Below are 21226 nucleotides of genomic sequence, written 5' to 3'. Positions count from 1 at the left end.
ACTAAATTTTTTTACGAATTTGATAATAGTAATTCAGAAAAATTTAAATATTCCGCATTAATGATGGTATTTGAGTAGTAATTTGACAAATCTCCTCGATTTTCAATATGCTGGTATTTAACTAATTCACCATCTATTACTTTGAATTTGAATTGAATACCTATATCCTCTACTATAATTTTATCGTTAATTTTAGTTGAAACGTTTTTATAGATAACATCTAAATATTTTGTATTGTTGTTTGGAATAGACATATAAGATTCATAATTTTTATAATCAGAGCTTGTTGCAATAAACAATAACCCACTTAACAAGGCGTAAAAATTATATTTGCGAGTAATTTCTCGATCATAATCATCAAAATAATGGCCTGCTTCAATTAATATAGTGTTATGTCCCAATTTTTGAAAGTTATCTCCTGTGGCGGTTGGGTAAAATTCATCAGTATATCTGCCAATCTGATTTGGAATTAGTTTTTGTAAAAAGTTATTCATAGCAACAATAACGCTCATAGTTTCAATTCTTCCATCCGTTAAATTTCGCTCTACATCTTCGGAAGGTGCTAAAAACGAAATGGTTGCAGGGTTCGATGAATCTTCCACATTAAAAATAGACCGCTGGTCATGTAAGTTAAAACAAAACTGAGGATTAAATTCCTCTAACGTATTGCGCAATAAATTACTCTCAATCGCATCTTTTTTAACGGCATCCCGGTTTAAATCAATTCCTACAGCGTTTTCTCGAGTAAAGGCAATTGCACCATCAGGATTAAGCATTGGAATAATTTCAATGGTGCATTTTTTTGAAATTTCTGCAATCACTTCGCGAAAGATAGTATTAGAAGGAGTCAGAAATTTAAACAAATCAAAAAGTGCTTTTGTACCAGTACACTCATTGCCGTGCATTTGAGACCAAATCAATACTTTCTTCAGACCTGTACCAAATGAAATTTTGTGAATTGGAATTCCATTTGTTGAAAAACCAAGCAATTCATTCTTATAACAAGAAGGAAGCTCTTCAATCAACGACTTGATATTATTGTACAAAATATAGCGACCACTAATAGTCCTTTCGTAATTGGAAGCGAACCATTGTTCTAAATTTTCAACTGAAATCATTTTTAATAATTATAATTATCAAAGTTAAATAAATCTTTGTTAAGCTAAGTATAGAATCAAATTATCTTCGTAATGAATAATTTACAATTGTAATTCACAATTGTAAATAATAATTTTTGATATTTATTATACAATTGTAACTTGTAATTAGATTTAATTCTAAACTATTGTGGTTTCTCTAAAGTACTATAGAAATATTTTATTCATTGATTATAATATACTGTATTTGAGGTCATTGTAAGTGTTATATAAACGATTAAATTAATAATCTTAAATTATATTAGGAACTTTAATGTTTAAAATAGGATATTTTGCAAAAATGAATTACATTTGTTACAATAACACTAAGTTACATTTGTGAATTATGACTGTTCAAGACGGTTTTTCTATTAAGCTGAATAAAATAATTGATTATTATCAATTAACAGCTGCAACGTTTGCCGATAAAATTGGTGTACCACGTTCTAGCATATCACATATTTTATCTGGTAGGAATAAGCCAAGCTTAGATTTTGTTTTGAAAATAATGAATGAGTTTCCTGAGGTTGATTTCAATTGGCTTATTTTAGATAAAGGAGCCTTTCCCGTAATTAAAAGTAATAAGAACTATTCCTCTACTCTATTTACAGAAAACGAGATGAAAGGATACAGTGAAAATGAAGATTTAACAACAAATTCACTTAAAAGTGTTGCATCTTCTTCATTAAAATCAGATACTAACGGAAATTCTTTAAAGATGGATGAAAATCAACCAACCACCATAGAAGAAATTGAAAGAATTGTGATTTTTTATACCAATGGAACTTTTAAAAATTATAGGCCATAAAAAAGCTTCCAAGTTGGAAGCTTTTAAATAATAATAAATTTATTTCTTTTATTGAAGAAGTTTTGAAATACCTGTTCTTATTACTAATACCAACTCTTGTTTATTTGAATTTTTTGATTGTTGCTGTAAGGAAACCATTTGGTTTAACATATTAATGGCCATCTTATCAAAATTGTACTTTTTATATTGGGAGCCTAACTTAACAAAATCGTTTGTAAGATTGCTTATTGCCTCTATATTATCACTTTCGGCAATCCATTTAAATGCTTCACCGTAAAGTTGCTGTTTTCTTTCGTCTTGATTTAAAAACATTCCTTTTAAAACATGTTTAGCAATAAATGCTAATTGAGTTTTATCTTTTTCTCTAATAAATATTGTAGTTACCGCATCTGCCATATATTCTTTTGTTTCACTATTCAATTTTAAAATCTCGTTCACGGCCGCTGCTTTATCAATTTGATGCAGTGATGTTAATGAGCTACTAATAATACTAAACGATTCATTTTTTATACCTGCTTCAAACAAAGGTTTGTATTTAATATCTAATAATTTACCTAAAACCTTTATTGCAGCGGCTCTTACTAATGTTTTTGGATCGTTCTGAGCAATTTTTTCAATCAATAAAATCACTTCTTTTTTGTTATATTTTTGAAAAAGATCGATGTTTTCTAATGCCAAAATTCTAATTTCATAGTATGGATCGTTAAATACTTTAAAAACGGCATTAAAAGCATTTCTGTTTTCTAACTGTTTTTCTTTTAAGGCTTCAATAGCTTGTTTTCTGTCGAGATAATGAGGTGCATTATTGAGCTGAAAAATATAATTTTCTATAGTTTTTTTATCAGTAAATTCGGCTAAAAGCACCTTTTCTGGGTCAATATTTATTAGTTTAGGTAATTTAGTAAACGGAAATGTGAATGATTCCTGATTATTTGAAACCCAAACAGAATGTCTTGTTTTTATAGTTTCTTCATAAATATCTATATCTAACGGAAATTGAAACGCTTTATCATGTTGAATAATAGTAACAGTTACCGTATTATTAATGGTATTGTAATCGTAATTTAATGTTGCTTTTATATGACCATTTCCAAAATACCATTGATTAAAAAACCAATTTAAATCTTTACCACTAACATTTTCAAAAATTAATCTTAATTGATGCGCTTCAGCGGTACCGTACTTATACGTTGTTAAATATTGATTTATTCCTGTAAAAAAAGCATCATCACCCAAATAATTTCGCAACATATGTAGAATTGCATTTCCTTTGTGATAGCTAACAGCATCAAACATATGCTCTTTATCTTCATAATAAAATCGTACTAAATCTTTTTTATCACTTTCACTTGTTAAATAGGTTTCAATATCGCTCTGCATGTGAGCGTTTGCTTTATCTTTTCCATACTTATATTCAAACCATAAATAGACACTATAGGTAGCGAAAGACTCATTAACAGTGAGGTTAGACCAGCTTTCAGTAGTCACCAAATTACCAAACCAATGATGAAATGCTTCATGGGCAATTGTTTCTTCCCATAAATTTTCATCAATTAATTGTCCTTTTTTTTGATGAGCATTTTCAGCGTGAACAACTGCAGTGGTATTTTCCATGGCGCCACTTACAAAATCTCTAACAACAATTTGGCTGTATTTATCCCAAGGATATTGTATTCCTGTTATTTTTGAAAAAAATGAAAGCATTTCGGGAGTATTTCCAAAAATAGATTTTGCTTCATTTTCAAATTCTTTTTCAACGTAATAATTAACGTCAAGTCCGTTCCAACTATCTTTTACAATGCTAAACTCCCCTGCCCCTATAAAAAATAAATAAGGTGCGTGTTTTTGATTAAATTTCCAGTAATCTGTTCTGGTGTTGTTTGAATTTGTTGTTTGAGAAACCAATTTTCCGTTCGATAAAGTCACATATTTATCTGGCACTGTCATAAATATTTCTTGTGAAGTTTTTTGGTTTGGAGCATCTATGGTCGGAAACCAACAACTACTGCCCTCAGTTTCTCCTTGTGTCCAAACTTGAGTTGGTTTTTCTGGATCTTCGTTTTTAGGATCAATAAAATAAAGTCCTTTTGCGTCTTTTATTGCTTCACTTCCTTTTTGAGTAACTTCTTCGGGTCTTGCTGTATATTTTATATAAACATTGTATTCTTCACCCCTTTTAAACTCTTTGTTTAAATCTATAGTTAGCTGATTATTAGAATAGTTATAACTTGTTTTTACATTATTCACTTTAATTTCATGAATTAAAAAAGATTTAGCATCTAATACTACTTTATTAGTAGTGTAAAAATGTGGAGAAAGTGTTATCCAGGCTTCACCATTCAATTGACTTTTTTCAAAGTTAAAATCGATTTTTAATTTGGTGTGAACCAAATTGTTTTCTTTGGTTCGTTCTGGCCTATAAGAAGTGGTTTGGGTTTGGCCGATAAAAGAAACTAGAACTACTAATAATAATATAAAATTCTTCATAAAAAATAATGTATATAAGGGGTCAAAAATACTATTTTAAAACATTTTACAAGTTAACCAAACGTTAAAAAGCCATACGAAATATAACGCATGGCTTTTTATTTATTGATTAATTATTTTTTTTCTATTTAAAGCCTCCTAAAATTCCTTTTAACGCTTTAACTTGAGTAGAATTGGAATCGATATTTATAACTTGAGAAATTTTAAATATATCGGCCGGATTCATATTTTCTCCTAAAACTCTTACAACTGCCAATCCTTTTTTATTGTCAGATCCAAATATAACCACCTCATTGATAGCTTCTTCTTTGCCTAAATAACAAACAACTATATTAGTTCCATTATTATTTACTTTTATCAATTCTTTATATTCAGGATTTTTAAGAATTGTTTTCACTTTTTGCTTTTCACTTTCAAATAAGGCTTTATTGGTATCCGTAATTTGTAAAGCAATAAAATTCATTTTTTTAATGGTAGCTAATGTTGCTTTTATTTCTTCTGACACCTCAGTTTCGTTTAAAGAAATAATACTCGCAGGCAAGTCAATTGCAATATATTCGTTGTTTTCCTTACTTTCTACAATATATTTTTGCAAAGACGGTGTTAAATCACAAGCTATAAATAAAAGCACAACTGACCAAAGCGACATTGAAATTTTTAATTTTTTCATTATTATTGTTTTTTCAAATGTTTTCCGCTATTTGGAATATGAGGTTCCACTAATGTTGAAATTTTATTTAAATCAATAGATCCAGTTAGCGATAAAATAACCGCTTGTTGGTTGGTTTTGTTTTTCATATCATTTACAAACATTAAAAGTTCATTTACATGATTTTCATCCTTTCCTTGTCTTATGTAAATTTTTACATTGGCATCTTTATCTTTAATTCTCATTAACTCAGTTAATTTTGAAGATTTTAGGTAACTGTCTATTGTGACGCTCATTTGACTAGCAATAGCACTATTTTCGGTTGTAAATACTCTAAAAGATTCTATGTTTTGAACTAAATCCATATATTCTTTTACTTCTGGCCCACTCCCTTTAAATTTACTCAACATTTTAAATGCTTCTTTGTTAACTATTACACTTGAAACATCATTCATGTCTTCAAATTTATCAAACAATGAGCTTTGTGCGATAGCAAAAAATGGTGCAGCTACCATAACGATTATAATTATTATTTTTTTCATTTTTTTACTGATTTAGGTTGTTTAAATACTTTATTTGTTGTGGTTTCAAAATGTTGCAATTGTCCTATTGCATTGGAACCTTTGTTTAGGTTTGCAGACAGCAATCCTAATGCATCTCGCGTTTCGGTGTATAGTTTTTCAGCTTTATACTCTTGGTTTTTTTGATAACCGGTATAAACACTTACAATTAATAATGCGGTTGCAGCAACAGAAATCCATTTCCAATTTCGTTTTTTGCTTTTTAATTGGATGGTTTTTGTAAACTTTTCGCTTTTACTCGTTGTAAAATAACTGAATAACGTTTGATATTCAACTAAATGTGGTGCAATTTGGTTGCTTGAAAAGTATTTTTTAAGTGTTTTCTCTTCAGCAATGCTTGTTTCCGCATTTAGATATTTTTCCAACAACTTTTCTATGTTAGCTAATTCCATATTTATGTTGTTTTAATAATTGTTCTTTAATTGTTTTTCTTGCTCTAGAAAGTGATACTCTAATTGCAGTAGGCTTCATATCAAGCATTTTTGCAATTTCATCAAACTCATATTCCTCTATATCTCTTAATTGAATTATTAATTTTTGCTGTTCTGGTAAATTTTCAATTAGTTGATGAACTATATCTACACTGTCATTTAATTCTAATTTATTCTGTAATGAAATCCCATTTTCTTTATAATTACTATGAACCAATTTTAAATTAGCTGCTTGTTTAGATTTTAAGCGATCAAAACAATAATTCTTTGTCATGGTCATTGCAAAAGCTTCAACACTATTGTATTCGACTAACTTCGATTTATTTTTCCATAATTTAAATAATAATTCTTGAGTTGCATCTTCAGCCTCTTCTACAGAAATTAATAGCCTTTTAGCTACTCTAAACACCTTATCTTTAAAGGGCATTACTGTTTTTAAAAACTCCGATTCGTTCATTTTAAATTAGGTTAGATCTACTAATTTTTATGGTTCTTATTGTTATGACGAATAACTTATTTTTTTGTTACATTTAGGTATAATTTTTGTTGTAAAAAATAATTATATTGCGACTCAATTTGTAAATTTAAAATAATAAGCATGAAAAAAATAAGTTACTACTCTATTATTAGTATAATTCTCCTAAGTTTAGTATTTGCATGTAATAAAAATGATGATGAAATTAGACCAGATAATAATGGCTCCTTGGATTTTTCAAAAGTTGAAATTCAAGATTTTATATGGGAAGGTATGAATTTTTATTATTTATGGAAAGATAATGTTCCTAATTTAAATAATACTAAAGATAAAGATAATGCTTCTTATTACAAATTATTAAGTTTTTATTCTGATCCTGATGATTTTTTTGAAAGTTTAATTTACGATAGACAAAATACCGATAAATGGTCTTGGATTGTAGATGATTATGTAGCATTGGAAAATTCATTTCAAGGCATAAGCACTAGCAATGGTGTAAAATACAGATTGGCATATGAAACTGGAAGTAGCACTAAAATTTTGGGATATGTACGTTACATATTGCCAAATTCAAATGCTGTTGGAAAAGATGTTAAAAGAGGGTATGTATTTAATGCAATAAATGGAACACCAATGACTGCAGATAATTACCAAGCACTTTTAGCATTGGATACGTATACAATGAATTTTGCTGATTTAAATGGAGGAAACCCAATTTCAAATGGAAAATCGGTAACACTTACTAAAAGTGAATATCAAGAAAATCCAGTTTACATTACCAAAACCTTTAACATTGGAGGAAAAAAAATTGGTTATATTATGTATAACAGTTTTACAAGTTCTTACGATCAACAATTAAATACAGCTTTCGGTCAGTTAAAGGCTGATGGTGTAACCGAACTTATTTTAGATTTACGTTATAATGGTGGTGGTTCTGTTACTACAGCCACATATTTGGCTGGCATGATTACAGGTCAATTTAACGGCCAATTATTTCTAAAAGAAAAATGGAATAATGAATTACAACAATGGTTTGAAAAAAATCAACCAACTTGGTTGGTTGATAATTTTACCAATGAAATTGTAAAAACAGAAAATGGTTCAACTGTTAGAATCCCTATAAATAGTTTAAATTTAACAAAATTGTATGTAATAACCACTAGTAGTTCAGCCTCGGCGAGTGAATTAATTATAAATGGCCTAAATCCATATATTAATGTTATAACAGTTGGAACAAAAACTTCTGGTAAATATACAGCTTCTGTAACGTTGTATGATTCAGATAATTTTAGCAAAACAGGCGCTAATCTAAACCCAAGACATAAATGGGCTTTACAACCTATTGTATTAGAGACAGTTAATAAAATTGGAGCGAATGATAAAGATGGGTTTGATCCAACCGTTGAAAAGATAGAGTATGTTGCCGAATTTCAAGAGTTAGGGTTAGAAACAGAGCCTTTATTAGCTAGAGCAATTGCACATATTACTACTGGAAGTAAGTCATCTTCATCTAATGTAGGTTTGAAATTAAATGAATTGACCGATGTTAAAGGTGTTTCAAAAACAGAAAACAGAATGTATGTTGATAAAAAATTTCCAGATAATTTTCTAAAAAAAGAATAGTTTAAAGCGACAATTGGTCGCTTTTTTTTATGTGTTGAAATAAGTACATTTGAAAATATTTAGAATATTTTATGAAATCAAACATTTTTGTATTAAAAGTATTCCTTTTTATTTTTGGCACTCAAAATATGCTGGCCCAAGAAAAAATAATATCAATTGAAAAAATCGAGATTAAGGGTTCAAGCATCCGTGCCATTGAGCTTTTAAATGATTCTACAGTAGTATTTGCTGGGTCTATTGGTGATGTAGGAATTATTTCAAATTCTGGTCAAATTAAAAATTTTAAACCCATTAAAATAGATACACTTATTCCTCATTTTCGGGCATTGGCAATAAATAATAATAATATTTTTGTCTTGAATGTTGGGAATCCTGCCCTATTGTATAAATTAAATAAATCAGATTTAAGTATTGTATATACTGAAAAACATGAAAAAGTTTTTTACGATTCTATGAAGTTTTTTGACAATTTGAATGGAATTGCATTGGGCGACCCAACCGATACTTGTTTATCTGTTTTAATTACTGCAAATGGCGGAAATTTTTGGACTAAAATACCTTGTGAAAATTTACCAAAAACGGTTGAAGGTGAAGCTGCTTTTGCTGCCAGTAACACCAACATTGCGATTTTTGGCAAAAATGCATGGTTGGTTTCAGGGGGTAATAAATCTCGTGTTTTTCATACTTCAAGTATGGGTAAAAGTTGGAAAGTATATGAAACACCCGTAATTCAAGGAAAAAGTACAGCAGGTATATATACAGTTGATTTTTATAATAAAAAACAAGGAATAATTTGTGGTGGTGATTTTACAGATAAATTTGGTAATGCTGCTAATAAAGCAATTACCAAAGATGGTGGAAAAAATTGGGAAGTAGTAAGCGAAAATAAAGAACCACATTATGTTAGTTGCGTGCAATATGTACCAAACACAAAAGGAAAAGAAGTAATTGCGGTTTCTACAAGTGGAATTTTTTATTCTAAAAACGCTGGAAGAGATTGGGCTAAAATTAGCAATGAAGGGTTTTATACCGTTCGCATGTCATCAAAAAATACTGGCTGGCTTTCTGGAAACGAAGTTATTGCAAAATTTATATTAAATTAAATTTAATGAAAAATTTTATATTATTTGCACTGTACTTATTGTTGTTTTCGTGCTCAAAAAAAACAGAATTAGAAAAAATATTAAAATGCAAAACAACAAAATTTGAAAATGTTAGTAGCAAAACAGATTTCAATAAAAACTTTATATTAAATATTCCAACTACTTGGAAAACAGATTTATATTTCGATAAAAATGTTTCGGAAATATTTAGTGCAGATACCACTAAGCAATTATCTGACGCCTATATTTTAGGTGCTTCCCATAATTTTGGAACAATTCAATTTGATGCTATTTTTAAAAGAGAAAACGATTCCATTTTAAACGTTAATAGTCTAAAAATTATCAAAGCAGGAGAAATATCATTTCAAAATAAACCCGCCTATTTTTATATTGCTCAAGGTACTAGAAATAATTTAGTATATCACAAATTTAACATTACTGTTTTACTAGGCTCTACTTCATTTTTTAATGCCTATTCTGAGGTTTTTGGTAATAAAAATGTTGATGAACGAATTTGCGAGTCAATTTCCTTAATCCAACAAGTTAAATTTTTACAATAATTGTTGAAAAGAAATTGCTTAAGCCTTTATGAATAACTACTTTTGATAAAAAATAAATAAAATGCAACAAATTATAGATCGTTTTGTAAAATACGTTACAATTGACACCCAATCTGATCCAGAGAATCCAGATTTTCCTAGCACTCAAAAACAATGGGATTTAGCTCATGTTTTAGTAGATGATTTAAAAGAAATTGGAATGGAAGATATTACATTAGATGAAAATTGCTATGTAATGGCAACCTTGCCTTCTAATGTAGATTTTAAAGTACCTACTATTGGTTTTATTGCCCATATTGATACAAGTCCTGATTACAGTGGAACAGATGTAAAACCCCAGATTCATATAAATTACAACGGGGAAGATATTATTTTAAACGCAGCACAAAATATTGTGCTTTCACCTAGTTATTTTGATGATTTATTACTTTATAAAGGTCAGACTTTAATTACAACAGATGGCACTACCCTATTAGGAGCCGATGATAAAGCTGGAATTACTGAAATTGTTTCGGCAATGGAATTTTTAGTAAATAATCCAGAAATTAAGCACGGTAAAATTAGAATTTGCTTTACTCCCGATGAAGAAGTTGGTAAAGGAGCACACAAATTTGATGTAGAAAAATTTGGAGCTGAATGGGCATATACGATGGATGGAAGTCAGGTTGGTGAATTAGAATATGAAAATTTTAATGCTGCAGGTGCTAAAGTTATTATAAATGGAAAAATTGTACATCCTGGATACGCTAAAGGGAAAATGATCAACTCAATGCTAATAGCCAATGAGTTTATGAGAAATTTACCTCAACATGAAATTCCTCAAGAAACTGAGGGTTATGAAGGCTTTTATCACATACACACTATGAAGGGTGAAGTTGAAAAAACAGAACTTCAGTATATTATAAGAGATCACGACAGAAAATTATTTGAAGAGAGAAAGGTGTTATTTCAAAAAATTGCTGACAATTTAAATTTAAAGTTTGGTAGCAACCTGATTGAAGTTGAAATTAAAGATCAATATTATAATATGCGCGAAAAAATTGAGCCTGTAATGCATATTGTTGATATTGCTGAAGAAGCTATGAAACAACTTGGCTTAAAACCTATTATTAAAGCAATTAGAGGTGGTACTGACGGATCACAACTGTCGTACAAAGGATTACCTTGTCCAAATATATTTGCTGGCGGACATAATTTTCACGGACGGTATGAATATGTTGCAGCAGAATCGTTGCAACTGGCAACTGATGTAATTGTAAAAATTGCTTCTCTAACGGCTGAAAAATCTAAATAGCATCTTTTTAATGTTATGAAATATAAAGGAGAATATATGTAACTATCCTCCTTTTTATTAGTTTTAAGTAACATAAAAATAACAATCTGTTAAATTTTGTTATTATTAACAATTATATTTTTAAACCAATCTTGGTTTTATACTTTTGAACCTTCAAAAAAAATAAATGAATGGATAATCAATTATTAGTTTCACTAACCGAAAAATACGGAAGTCCTTTATATGTTTATGATACTGAAAAAATTAGCTCTCAATACAACAGAATTATAAATTCTTTTGCCACTGTTAAAAGTTTAAAAATTAATTATGCTGTAAAGGCAAATTCTAATTTAAGTATTTTGAAATTTTTCAAAAAATTAAAATCTGGAATCGATACAGTTTCTATTCAAGAAGTTCTACTCGGTTTAAAAGCCGGATTTGATCCTTCATCCATTATTTTTACTCCAAATGGAGTATCATTAAAAGAAATTGAAGAAGTTTCGAAATTAGGTGTTCAAATTAATATTGACAATATATCTATTTTGGAGCAATTTGGGCATCTATACCCATCTGTTCCTGTGTGTGTTAGAATAAATCCGCACATAATGGCTGGTGGAAATAGAAAAATTTCTGTAGGGCATATCGATTCTAAATTCGGAATTTCAATTTATCAGGTTCCTTTAATTAAACGAATTGTTCAAAATACTGGGATGAGAATTAATGGTGTTCATATGCACACTGGTTCTGATATTTTAGATATTGATGTGTTTTTAGCGGCAACCGAAATTTTATTTAATGCTGCTAAGGAATTTGAAAACTTAGATTTCATTGATTTTGGAAGCGGATTTAAAGTTCCATATACTGAAGGAGATATTTCCACAAACATTGAAGAATTAGGGGAAAAATTGTCGGAAAGATTCAATGAATTTTGTAAAGAATATGGCAAAGAGCTAACATTAATGTTTGAACCAGGCAAGTTTTTAGTAAGTGAATCGGGTCAGTTTTTAGCTCATGTTAATGTAGTAAAACAAACAACATCAACGGTTTTCGCAAGTATTGACAGTGGGTTTAATCATTTAATTAGACCAATGTTTTACGATTCGTATCATCAGATTGATAATATAAGTAACGCTGAAGGAAGAGAACGCTATTACTCCGTGGTTGGTTATATCTGTGAAACAGATACTTTTGCATCAAACCGAAGAATAAGTGAAATTAGAGAAGGCGATGTTCTACGTTTTAAAAATGCTGGAGCTTATTGTTTTTCAATGGCATCTAATTATAATTCAAGATTTAGACCAGCAGAAGTATTAGTGTATAATGGCGGCGATTATTTAGTTAGAACTCAAGAAAATTTTGAGGATTTAATAAAAAATCAAATCTTAATTGATTTTAATGATTAGATTTTTAATTTTTTAATGTTATATATTTAATAATTTAGATAAAATACCAAATTAATGATTTTTAATTTTTTAATCTTATTTTTTTATAGTTAATTTGTCCAATGCAAAAAGGTAAAAATCATATTAGATTTATTAATACATCATCTCATTATGATGTGAGTATGATTTTTGGCACAACTACATTTACAACTTCTACAATTACCCTTTAGGGGTTTTAGCTATTATATTATCCGTTCGTTATATCGTATTCTTTAATTAGAGAACTACGAGTCAGTTCATTATTATTTAATCATTTTACTAAGTAAATATTATGAAAGTTTTAAAATTTGGAGGTTCTTCAGTGGCCACCGCTCAAAATATTAAGCAAGTACAATTAATTGTTAAAGAAAATTCATCAAAAAATAAAGTAGTTATTATTGTTTCTGCTTTTGGTGGTATTACCGATTTGCTTCTAAATGCAGCACAACTTGCTTCAAAATCAGATTTAGAATATAAAAATGTGTTCAAATTAATTAAGAAAAGGCATGTTCAAATTGTTGAAGAATTGTTTTCAAGTAAAAGAGGTGTTGAAATTTTAATTGAAATCAGTATCAGCTTAAAAGAACTTGATAAAATATTAGAAGGAATTTATTTGGTCAACGAATTATCTGCAAAAACCACAGCTAAAATTGTGAGTTTCGGAGAACTTTTAGCTGCTTATATTATTTCAGAAGCATTTATTTCTAGCAATTTAGATGCTGTTTATAAAGATGCGAGAGATTTAATTAGTACTAATAATAATTATTCAAAAGCTACGGTTAATTTCAAAAAGACAAATACTTCTATTCAATCTTTTTTTAAAGAAAACAAGAATCAAATTGTACTATTACCCGGTTTTGTTTCTAAAAGTGATGAAGGTGAAATTACAACCTTAGGTCGTGGAGGCTCAGATTATTCTGCGGCGATTATGGCTGCGGCATTAAATGCATCTGTTTTGGAAATTTGGACCGATGTAAACGGAATGTATACCGCAAATCCACAACTTGTTAAACAGGCGTTTCCTATACAAAATATTTCGTATCAAGAAGCCATGGAACTATCTCATTTTGGCGCCAAAGTTTTGTATCCACCTACTATTCAGCCTGTTTTCAATAAAAATATTCCAATTAAAATTAAGAATACTTTCAATCCTACCCACAGTGGAACAACCATTGATAAAAATGTAGCATCGTCAAATTCTATCATTGGAATAAGTCATATAGAAAATAGTGCACTTATTACCTTAGAAGGAAGTGGAATGATTGGTATTCCAGGAATTTCAAAACGATTATTTGAGGCGTTATCTGTTCAAAATATAAATATAGCGCTTATTACCCAAGCTTCATCCGAACATTCTATATGCATGGCAGTTACCAATGAAGATAGTGAAAAGGCAAAAATTGCAGTGGATGCGGAGTTTAGTTACGAAATAGAGAAAAAAAGAGTTGAGCCGCTTTTAGTTGAGAAAAACAACGCCATAATTGCCTTAATTGGCGATCAAATGAAAAGTCATCAAGGCATAAGCGGTAAAATGTTTAGTACTTTAGGGCGAAACAATGTAAACATTAGAGCCATTGCTCAGGGTGCATCGGAGCGGAATATTTCAGCAGTAATTGCTGCTAAAGATGTTAAAAAAGCACTAAATAGTTTACACGCCGCATTTTTTGAAAATCAGACAAAACAACTAAATTTATTTATTGTTGGTGTTGGTAACGTGGGTAATAAATTAATTGAACAAATATTTAAGCAACAAGATTATTTATTGACTAATTTTAATTTACAAGTAAAAGTGATTGCTTTAACCAATTCAAAAAAAATGATTTTTAATGAAGATGGAATTGATTTAAGAAGTTGGAAAAAATCTTTGTTAAAAGGTGAAAATCTAGATTTTAATTTATTTCATAATAAAGTAACATCACTTAATTTTATAAATAGTGTTTTTGTAGATAATACTGCAAATGAGGCTGTTGCAAATTTATATGGCGATTATTTAAAAGAAAGCATTGCTGTGGTTACTTGTAACAAAATTGCATGTTCTTCTAATTATGGCCATTATAGTAAATTAAAAAAATTAGCAAGAGAATACAATGCCCCATTTTTATTTGAAACCAATGTGGGTGCAGGACTACCTATTATCGATACCTTAAAAAATTTAATTGCTTCGGGCGATAAGGTTACTAAAATACAAGCAGTTTTATCGGGGAGTTTAAACTTTATTTTTAATAACTTTAATGCGGATACCTCTTTTTATGACGTTGTAAACCAAGCGGGAATTGAAGGATATACAGAACCAGATCCAAGAATAGATCTAAGTGGATTGGATGTAATGCGAAAAATATTAATTTTAGCTAGAGAAAGTGGAGAAAAAATTGAATTGGAAAGTATTGTAAATGAATCATTTTTACCAGAATCTAGTAAAAATGCAAATTCACCTACATCTTTTTTGGAAACGCTTAAATTGGAGGCAAAACATTTTAATGCTATTTATGCAAAAGCTATTAAAAATAATTGTCAGTTAAAATACGTAGCTCAATATGAAAATGGAAAAGCAAAAGTAGGTTTACAAGAAGTTTCGCCAGATCATCCGTTTTATAACCTACAGGGAAAAGATAATATTGTATTATTTTTCACTAATCGCTATAATGAGCAACCTTTAATTATTAAAGGTGCAGGTGCTGGAGCAGATGTTACAGCATCAGGATTATTTGCAGATATTATAAGAATTGGAAATAATTAATTATGAACTCAATAAAAATATTTTCACCTGCTACTATTGCCAATATTTCATGTGGTTTTGACGTATTAGGATTGGCATTAGACAATATTGGCGATGAAATGATCATTAAAAAAATTAATGAGCCAGGAGTTCGAATAACAAAAATTGTAGGTCAAAAATTACCCTTAGAAACTACAAAAAATGTTGCTGGTGTTGCTGCATTAGCTCTTTTAAACGAGATGGAAACTTCATTTGGTTTTGAAATAGAAATCTATAAAAACATTAAGCCAGGTAGTGGAATTGGTAGTAGTGCTGCAAGTGCAGCTGGAGCAGTTTGGGGAATTAATGAGTTACTAGGAAAACCTTTTAACAAAACTCAATTAGTCAAATTTGCTATGGAAGGTGAAAAATTAGCAAGTGGTACGCTGCATGCAGATAACGTTGCTCCTGCCCTTTTTGGTGGTTTTACGCTCGTAAGAAGTTATAATCCTTTAGATATTATACAAATTAATACTCCTAAAGAATTATTTGTAACAGTTATTCATCCGCATATCGAAATAAAAACGGTAGATGCTAGGGCCATATTGAGTCCGACAGTTTTATTAAAAGATGCTGTAAAACAATGGGGAAACGTAGGTGGATTAATAAGCGGATTGTATACTGAAGATTATGAGTTAATAGGCAGGTCGTTAGAAGATTTTATTGTTGAACCAATAAGAGCAACGCTAATTCCAAATTATTATAAAGTTAAAGAATCAGCATTAAATGCAGGTGCTTTAGGTTGTGGAATTTCGGGATCGGGACCTTCTATTTTTGCACTTTGCAAAGGAGAAAATGTCGCAAAAACCGTTGCGTTAGCGTTAAAAGAAAATTACAAAAAAACAGGAATTCCTTTTGATGTTTACAGTTCAAAAATTAATTCAGAAGGAATAAAAATAATTAAATAGTTATGAAATATTACAGCACTAACAAAATAGTACCTAAAGTATCCTTTAAACAAGCCGTTGTAAAAGGTTTGGCTCCTGATAAAGGCCTTTATTTTCCATCAAAAATTAAGAAATTGCCTATTGGTTTTTTTAAGAACATTGGTTATTTTACCAATGAGGAAATTGCTTACGAAGTAATAAAACAGTTTATAAAAGGTGAAATACCTGAAAAAGATTTAAAAAAGATAATTGAAGAAACTATTAATTTTGATTTCCCATTAGTCCATATTGATGAAAATATATTCACTTTAGAACTTTTCCACGGTCCTACAATGGCTTTTAAAGATGTTGGCGCACGATTTATGGCGCGTTGTTTAGGTTATTTTAATAAGCAAGATGATACACAAAAGGTAACTGTTTTAGTTGCTACTTCGGGTGACACAGGTGGCGCTGTGGCTAGCGGGTTTTTAAATGTTGAAGGTGTAGATGTTGTAATTTTATATCCAAGTGGTAAAGTAAGTGATGTTCAAGAAAAACAATTAACCACATTAGGGAAAAATATAACAGCTTTAGAAGTTAACGGTACGTTCGACGATTGCCAGGCAATGGTAAAAACGGCTTTTTTAGATGATGAGCTTACAAAAGTTTTGAATTTAACTTCGGCAAATTCAATAAATGTTGCTCGCTGGTTGCCACAAATGTTTTATTTCTTTTTCGCATATAAACAGCTTAAAAATAATAATTTAAATATAGTATTTTCTGTTCCAAGTGGAAATTTTGGGAATATTTGCGCTGGATTAATGGCTCAAAAATTAGGTTTACCGGTTAAACAATTTATAGCTTCAACCAATGTAAATGATGTTTTTCCAAATTATTTAGAAACAGGTAATTACATTGCTAAACCTTCAAAACAAACTATTTCAAATGCTATGGATGTTGGTGATCCAAGTAATTTTGTGCGTATTTTAGAATTATTTAATAACAATATTGTGGAATTAAGAAAACAACTTTCCTCCTATTCATTTACAGATGATGAAACCATTGAGGCAATGAAAGAAATTATGAAAACCTCTAACTATATTGCTGACCCTCATGGAGCTGTTGGCTATTTGGGTTTAAAAAAATATGAAATTAGTCAAAATACATGTGGCATTTTCTTAGAAACGGCTCATCCTGTTAAATTTTTGGATGTAATAGAACCCGTATTAAATATAAAAATTGAATTGCCAAAACAAATTAAGGAAGTAATTGATAAAGAGAAAATTGCTTTTAAAATTGACAATTACAACCAATTAAAGCAACATTTACTTACTTCTTAAATTGTAATTTCAATTAAAAACAATAAATTAGCTATGCGATTTTCAATCGGTACTCAATGAAAAATTTTATAGTTTTTTTATTATTTGTTTCCATAAATTTTGGTAATTCCCAAAATACGCTAAAATATAATTCTGAAATTGGTTCTCCAAAAACTACTTTAAATGATGTTTCTTGGATTGCTGGCAATTGGGAAGGACAACAATTGGGTGGTAATTTAGAAGAAATTTGGATGCCTCCTCATGGAGATTCAATGATGGGTGTTTTTAAGCTAGTCGTTGATGGAAAAGTACAGTTTTATGAAATAATGACCATTTCTGAAGAAAATGAAACATTGATTTTTAGAATTAAACACTTTAATAATAATTTAAGTGGTTGGGAAGAAAAAGATGAATCTGAAGTTTTTCAATTAGTTAAAGTTGAGCCAACTAAAGTTTATTTCAACGATTTTACGTTTGAAAAAATTTCAAATACAGAATTAAATATTTATGTTATTTTTAAAGATAAATTGGGTAATGAAGAAGAAGTATTGTTTAAATATAAAACTAAAATAAAAAATGATTAAATGAAACTTTCTATGACTAGTATTCCAGTATTGGATGTAGCTAAAGCATTTGATTTTTATTCCAAAGTTTTAAATTTTGACAAAAAATTATACATGCCTGAACATTATTTAGCTATAATTTATAAAAAAGATGAAGTTAACGGACCATCCATTTTACTTGAGCCCGTCGATAATGAAATTTACGCACCATTTCAAACTAAAGTTTACGCTAAAAAATTACCAATAATTACTTTCAGTACTAAAAATATTGAAAATGAATATCAACGATTGATAAATTTAGGAGTTAAATTTATTAAACCTTCTACCAAACAAGATTTGGGAATGGAAGCTATTTTTGATGACACGTGTGGAAATTATATTCAATTAATTCAGTAATAACACAGTATAATGAAACTTAAACCAAAATTTGAAACAATTGCACTTAAAAGCACTGAAAATCAGTTTATTGATATTAATTCAGTAAGTACTCCGATCTATTTATCAAGTACCTATAAGCGAAATGAAGATGGAAGTTATAATAGTGACTTTTTATATGCTAGAAACGATAACCCCAATCGAAGAATTGTTGAAAAAAGTATTGCTATTTTAGAAAACGGAAACTATGCTTTTGCTTTTTCTTCAGGTATGGCTGCTATAAGTAGTATATTCCAAAGTTTAAAAACTGGCGATAACGTGTTGCTGCCTGATGATATTTATTATGCTGTAAAAAGATTAATGGATGAAGTTTTTAAAGCTTGGGGTTTAACTTATGATTTAGTGGATATGACTGATTTAAAAGCAGTTGAAAAGGCCATAAGACCAAACACTTCGTTAATTTGGGTTGAATCTCCGTCAAATCCTCAACTAAAAATTACCGATATTAGTGCAATTGTTAATATTGCTAATAAAAATAGTGTTTTATGTGCTGTTGATAATACTTGGTTAACTCCTGTTTTTCAAAATCCGTTAGATTTAGGTGCTGATTATGTAATTCATTCAACAACAAAATATTTTGGTGGTCATAGCGATGTTTTAGGAGGTTGTGTGGTATTAAACAATTCAAAATTAGCTGAAAAAATAAAATCGATTCAATTATTAAACGGAGCCGTGCCTTCTCCATTCGATTGCTGGTTGATTGCGCGCGGAATTCAAACGTTGCATTTAAGAATTACCAAGCAAACAGAAAATGCATTTGCTTTATCTCAATTTTTAGAAAACCATCCTAAAATTGAAAAGGTTAATTATCCAGGTTTAAAAAGTCATCCTCAACATAAAATTGCAAAAAAGCAACAAAAAGGTTTTGGAGCAATGCTGTCAGTTTTAATTAAAGGAACTGAAGCTGAAACAATCAAAGTTTCTACTAATTTAAAATATTTTACAACTGCTACAAGCTTAGGTGGTGTTGAAAGCCTTGTTGAACATCGAAAATCTGTTGAGGGAAAAGAGAGTCCTACTCCCTTTAATTTACTAAGAATTTCAGTTGGAATAGAACATATTGACGATTTAATTGACGATTGGAGCTATGCGTTGGAAGGGAAAAGGGTTAAGGATGTTTGATAATATCCCTGATTAACACAAGAATTTGCATAATTTGAATCTTAATACTGCTTCCGAGAAAGGATCTTATTTAAAAACCTTCATCTAGTTTTGGTAAAATAAAAGCATCCAAAGCACTTGGCAAAAGCATTGTTTTTTCAATATCCTCAGAAGTTCTGGGAGCCATTGCGGATAAATTTATGGGGCCATTTTTGGTAATCCATATATCATCTTCAATTCTAACAGCAATTCCCCACCATTTTTTATCGCAATTACTACCTTCAGTAATATAAATTCCAGGTTCCACTGTAATAACCATATTTTCTTCAAAAGGACCAAAATTACTAGCATCGTGCACATCTAAACCTATGTGATGCGAACTGCCATGTGGATAATACAGATGATCTTCATCTTGAGAATTAATAATTCCTAATTCTACTAGTCCATTATTAATTATTGTTCTAGTTATTTGATTTGGATGATTAAAATTATTCCCAATTTTCATTGATACAATACCGGCTTCTTGAGCTTTAAAAACCAAATCATAAATTAATTTTTGTTCTACAGTAAATTTCCCATTTGCAGGTATTGTACGCGTTACATCTGCTGTATACCCGTGATATTCAGCTCCTAAATCCATTAAAACAAGACTTCCATCCCCAACAACAGGTTTAATATTATCTACATAATGCAAAATGCAACCGTTATTTCCAGCTCCTACAATTGATGGATAGCCTTCATACTCAGCACCATATTTTTTATAAACAAATTCGTGAACCCCTTGTATTTCTAATTCAGACATTGCTGGATGCATTGCTTTCATAATTTCTATTTGGCCAATAGCAGAAATTTCTACAGCTTTTTTTATTAATAATAGTTCTTCTTTTGTTTTAATTTCACGCAAACTTGCCATTAATGATTGGAAGGTTTTGGTATCAATCGTTTTCCTAAATTTTGCTTGATTCTTATCAAAATTTTGTTTTTTTGATTGAGTCAAATTGATCGAAATTTGTTGCTTAAAAGTGGCAATTAAATCATATAAATCTGCTTCATTATCTGTATCCCTAACATCATTTTCAAAAGGTGATACTAAAATGTGGTCAAAATTAGAGAAGTCAATTTTAGCATCTATAAATTCAAAACCATTGTAAACATAATTAAATCCGAGTTCTTTATTAACTCCCTCAATTCCAAGTCTTTTACCATTCCACATTTCTGCAAATGCATCTTTTTCTTGTACAAAAATAATTTCATTGATTAATTCTCCTTGTATTTTTTGATCATTTTTAAATATTATTAAAACCGAGTTAGGTTCTCTATAGCCTGTTAAATAATAAAAATTTGGATCTTGGTGAAAATGAAAATCAACATCATTCGCTCTATTTCTAACTGGGTTTGTAAAAAATACAGAAACACTTTTAGCAGGCATTATTTTTCGTAATTGTTCACGTCTTCCTTTATGAAATTCTTTAGATAAATAGTCTTTTGGTAACTCTTTATTTTGAGCATTACTATTCAAAAAAAGAAAACAAAATAAAAATAGAAATTGGATTTGGTGACACATAAATTTAAAATTAATACTTCTGTGAAATTCAAATATAGAAAAAAGAAAATGGATTTCTATTAAAAATATATTACAC

Annotated in this window: 19 protein-coding genes; 12 read left to right on the top strand and 7 right to left on the bottom strand. The window is 29.5% G+C overall.

Going from position 1 to position 21226, the window contains the following annotated elements:
• Window positions 1-11: 11 nt before the first annotated feature.
• A complete protein-coding gene (locus Q8S45_RS07885; protein WP_305603320.1) occupies window positions 12-1118 on the bottom strand; it encodes a M14 family zinc carboxypeptidase in 1107 nt (368 codons plus the stop codon).
• Between the two features lie 364 nt (window positions 1119-1482).
• On the opposite strand from Q8S45_RS07885, the gene Q8S45_RS07880 reads away from it, so the two are divergent.
• Window positions 1483-1944, top strand: coding sequence for a helix-turn-helix transcriptional regulator (locus tag Q8S45_RS07880; RefSeq protein ID WP_305603318.1), 462 nt, complete (start codon window positions 1483-1485; stop codon window positions 1942-1944).
• A 48-nt stretch (window positions 1945-1992) separates the two neighbouring features.
• On the opposite strand, the gene Q8S45_RS07875 is transcribed toward Q8S45_RS07880, so the two are convergent.
• From Q8S45_RS07875 to Q8S45_RS07855, 5 genes are all read right to left on the bottom strand, one after another.
• A complete protein-coding gene (locus Q8S45_RS07875; RefSeq protein WP_305603315.1) occupies window positions 1993-4431 on the bottom strand; it encodes a M1 family metallopeptidase in 2439 nt (812 codons plus the stop codon).
• A 124-nt stretch (window positions 4432-4555) separates the two neighbouring features.
• Window positions 4556-5101 (bottom strand): DUF4252 domain-containing protein, encoded by a 546-nt coding sequence (locus Q8S45_RS07870; protein ID WP_305603312.1) that lies wholly within the window; start codon window positions 5099-5101, stop codon window positions 4556-4558.
• Between the two features lie 2 nt (window positions 5102-5103).
• The gene (locus Q8S45_RS07865) at window positions 5104-5622 is read right to left on the bottom strand and encodes a DUF4252 domain-containing protein (protein ID WP_305603307.1); all 519 of its coding nucleotides are present in this window, start codon (window positions 5620-5622) and stop codon (window positions 5104-5106) included.
• The gene (locus tag Q8S45_RS07860) at window positions 5619-6053 is read right to left on the bottom strand and encodes a hypothetical protein (protein WP_305603297.1); all 435 of its coding nucleotides are present in this window, start codon (window positions 6051-6053) and stop codon (window positions 5619-5621) included. The genes Q8S45_RS07865 and Q8S45_RS07860 overlap by 4 nt, the downstream gene beginning before the upstream one ends.
• Window positions 6040-6549, bottom strand: coding sequence for an RNA polymerase sigma factor (locus Q8S45_RS07855; RefSeq protein WP_305603294.1), 510 nt, complete (start codon window positions 6547-6549; stop codon window positions 6040-6042). Before Q8S45_RS07855 ends, Q8S45_RS07860 begins: the two co-directional genes overlap by 14 nt.
• A gap of 141 nt (window positions 6550-6690) precedes the next feature.
• Between Q8S45_RS07855 and Q8S45_RS07850 the strand changes: the two genes are divergently transcribed.
• From Q8S45_RS07850 to Q8S45_RS07800, 11 genes are all read left to right on the top strand, one after another.
• Window positions 6691-8190, top strand: a complete 1500-nt coding sequence (locus Q8S45_RS07850; RefSeq protein WP_305603292.1) for a S41 family peptidase — start codon at window positions 6691-6693, stop codon at window positions 8188-8190.
• A 71-nt stretch (window positions 8191-8261) separates the two neighbouring features.
• Window positions 8262-9293: an oxidoreductase gene (locus Q8S45_RS07845; RefSeq protein WP_305603289.1), complete on the top strand. Its 1032-nt coding sequence runs from the start codon at window positions 8262-8264 to the stop codon at window positions 9291-9293.
• A gap of 5 nt (window positions 9294-9298) precedes the next feature.
• Window positions 9299-9853 (top strand): hypothetical protein, encoded by a 555-nt coding sequence (locus Q8S45_RS07840; RefSeq protein WP_305603286.1) that lies wholly within the window; start codon window positions 9299-9301, stop codon window positions 9851-9853.
• A 61-nt stretch (window positions 9854-9914) separates the two neighbouring features.
• The gene (gene pepT, locus Q8S45_RS07835) at window positions 9915-11147 is read left to right on the top strand and encodes a peptidase T (RefSeq protein ID WP_305603284.1); all 1233 of its coding nucleotides are present in this window, start codon (window positions 9915-9917) and stop codon (window positions 11145-11147) included.
• Between the two features lie 170 nt (window positions 11148-11317).
• Window positions 11318-12529 (top strand): diaminopimelate decarboxylase, encoded by a 1212-nt coding sequence (gene lysA / locus Q8S45_RS07830; protein WP_305603281.1) that lies wholly within the window; start codon window positions 11318-11320, stop codon window positions 12527-12529.
• A gap of 310 nt (window positions 12530-12839) precedes the next feature.
• A complete protein-coding gene (gene thrA, locus Q8S45_RS07825; protein ID WP_305603278.1) occupies window positions 12840-15284 on the top strand; it encodes a bifunctional aspartate kinase/homoserine dehydrogenase I in 2445 nt (814 codons plus the stop codon).
• Between the two features lie 2 nt (window positions 15285-15286).
• The gene (locus tag Q8S45_RS07820; protein ID WP_305603275.1) at window positions 15287-16210 is read left to right on the top strand and encodes a homoserine kinase; all 924 of its coding nucleotides are present in this window, start codon (window positions 15287-15289) and stop codon (window positions 16208-16210) included.
• A gap of 2 nt (window positions 16211-16212) precedes the next feature.
• On the top strand, window positions 16213-17508 hold the full coding sequence (thrC, locus tag Q8S45_RS07815) for a threonine synthase (RefSeq protein WP_305603272.1): 1296 nt from the start codon (window positions 16213-16215) through the stop codon (window positions 17506-17508).
• A gap of 56 nt (window positions 17509-17564) precedes the next feature.
• On the top strand, window positions 17565-18071 hold the full coding sequence (locus Q8S45_RS07810; protein ID WP_305603269.1) for a DUF6265 family protein: 507 nt from the start codon (window positions 17565-17567) through the stop codon (window positions 18069-18071).
• Entirely contained in the window at window positions 18072-18446 is a 375-nt protein-coding gene (locus Q8S45_RS07805) for a VOC family protein (protein WP_305603266.1), read from the top strand. It begins immediately after the preceding gene.
• A 12-nt stretch (window positions 18447-18458) separates the two neighbouring features.
• A complete protein-coding gene (locus tag Q8S45_RS07800) occupies window positions 18459-19607 on the top strand; it encodes a PLP-dependent aspartate aminotransferase family protein (RefSeq protein ID WP_305603263.1) in 1149 nt (382 codons plus the stop codon).
• 70 nt (window positions 19608-19677) lie between these two features.
• Here the strand turns inward: Q8S45_RS07800 and Q8S45_RS07795 are convergent, their stop codons facing one another.
• The gene (locus Q8S45_RS07795) at window positions 19678-21105 is read right to left on the bottom strand and encodes an aminopeptidase P N-terminal domain-containing protein (protein ID WP_305603261.1); all 1428 of its coding nucleotides are present in this window, start codon (window positions 21103-21105) and stop codon (window positions 19678-19680) included.
• Window positions 21106-21226 lie beyond the last annotated feature (121 nt).

Source organism: Lutibacter sp., from assembly GCF_030692605.1.
In the GTDB taxonomy this organism is placed as follows: domain Bacteria; phylum Bacteroidota; class Bacteroidia; order Flavobacteriales; family Flavobacteriaceae; genus Lutibacter.
The sequence above is the reverse complement of the archived record's forward strand: the minus strand, read 5'-3'. Positions and strand labels throughout refer to the sequence as shown.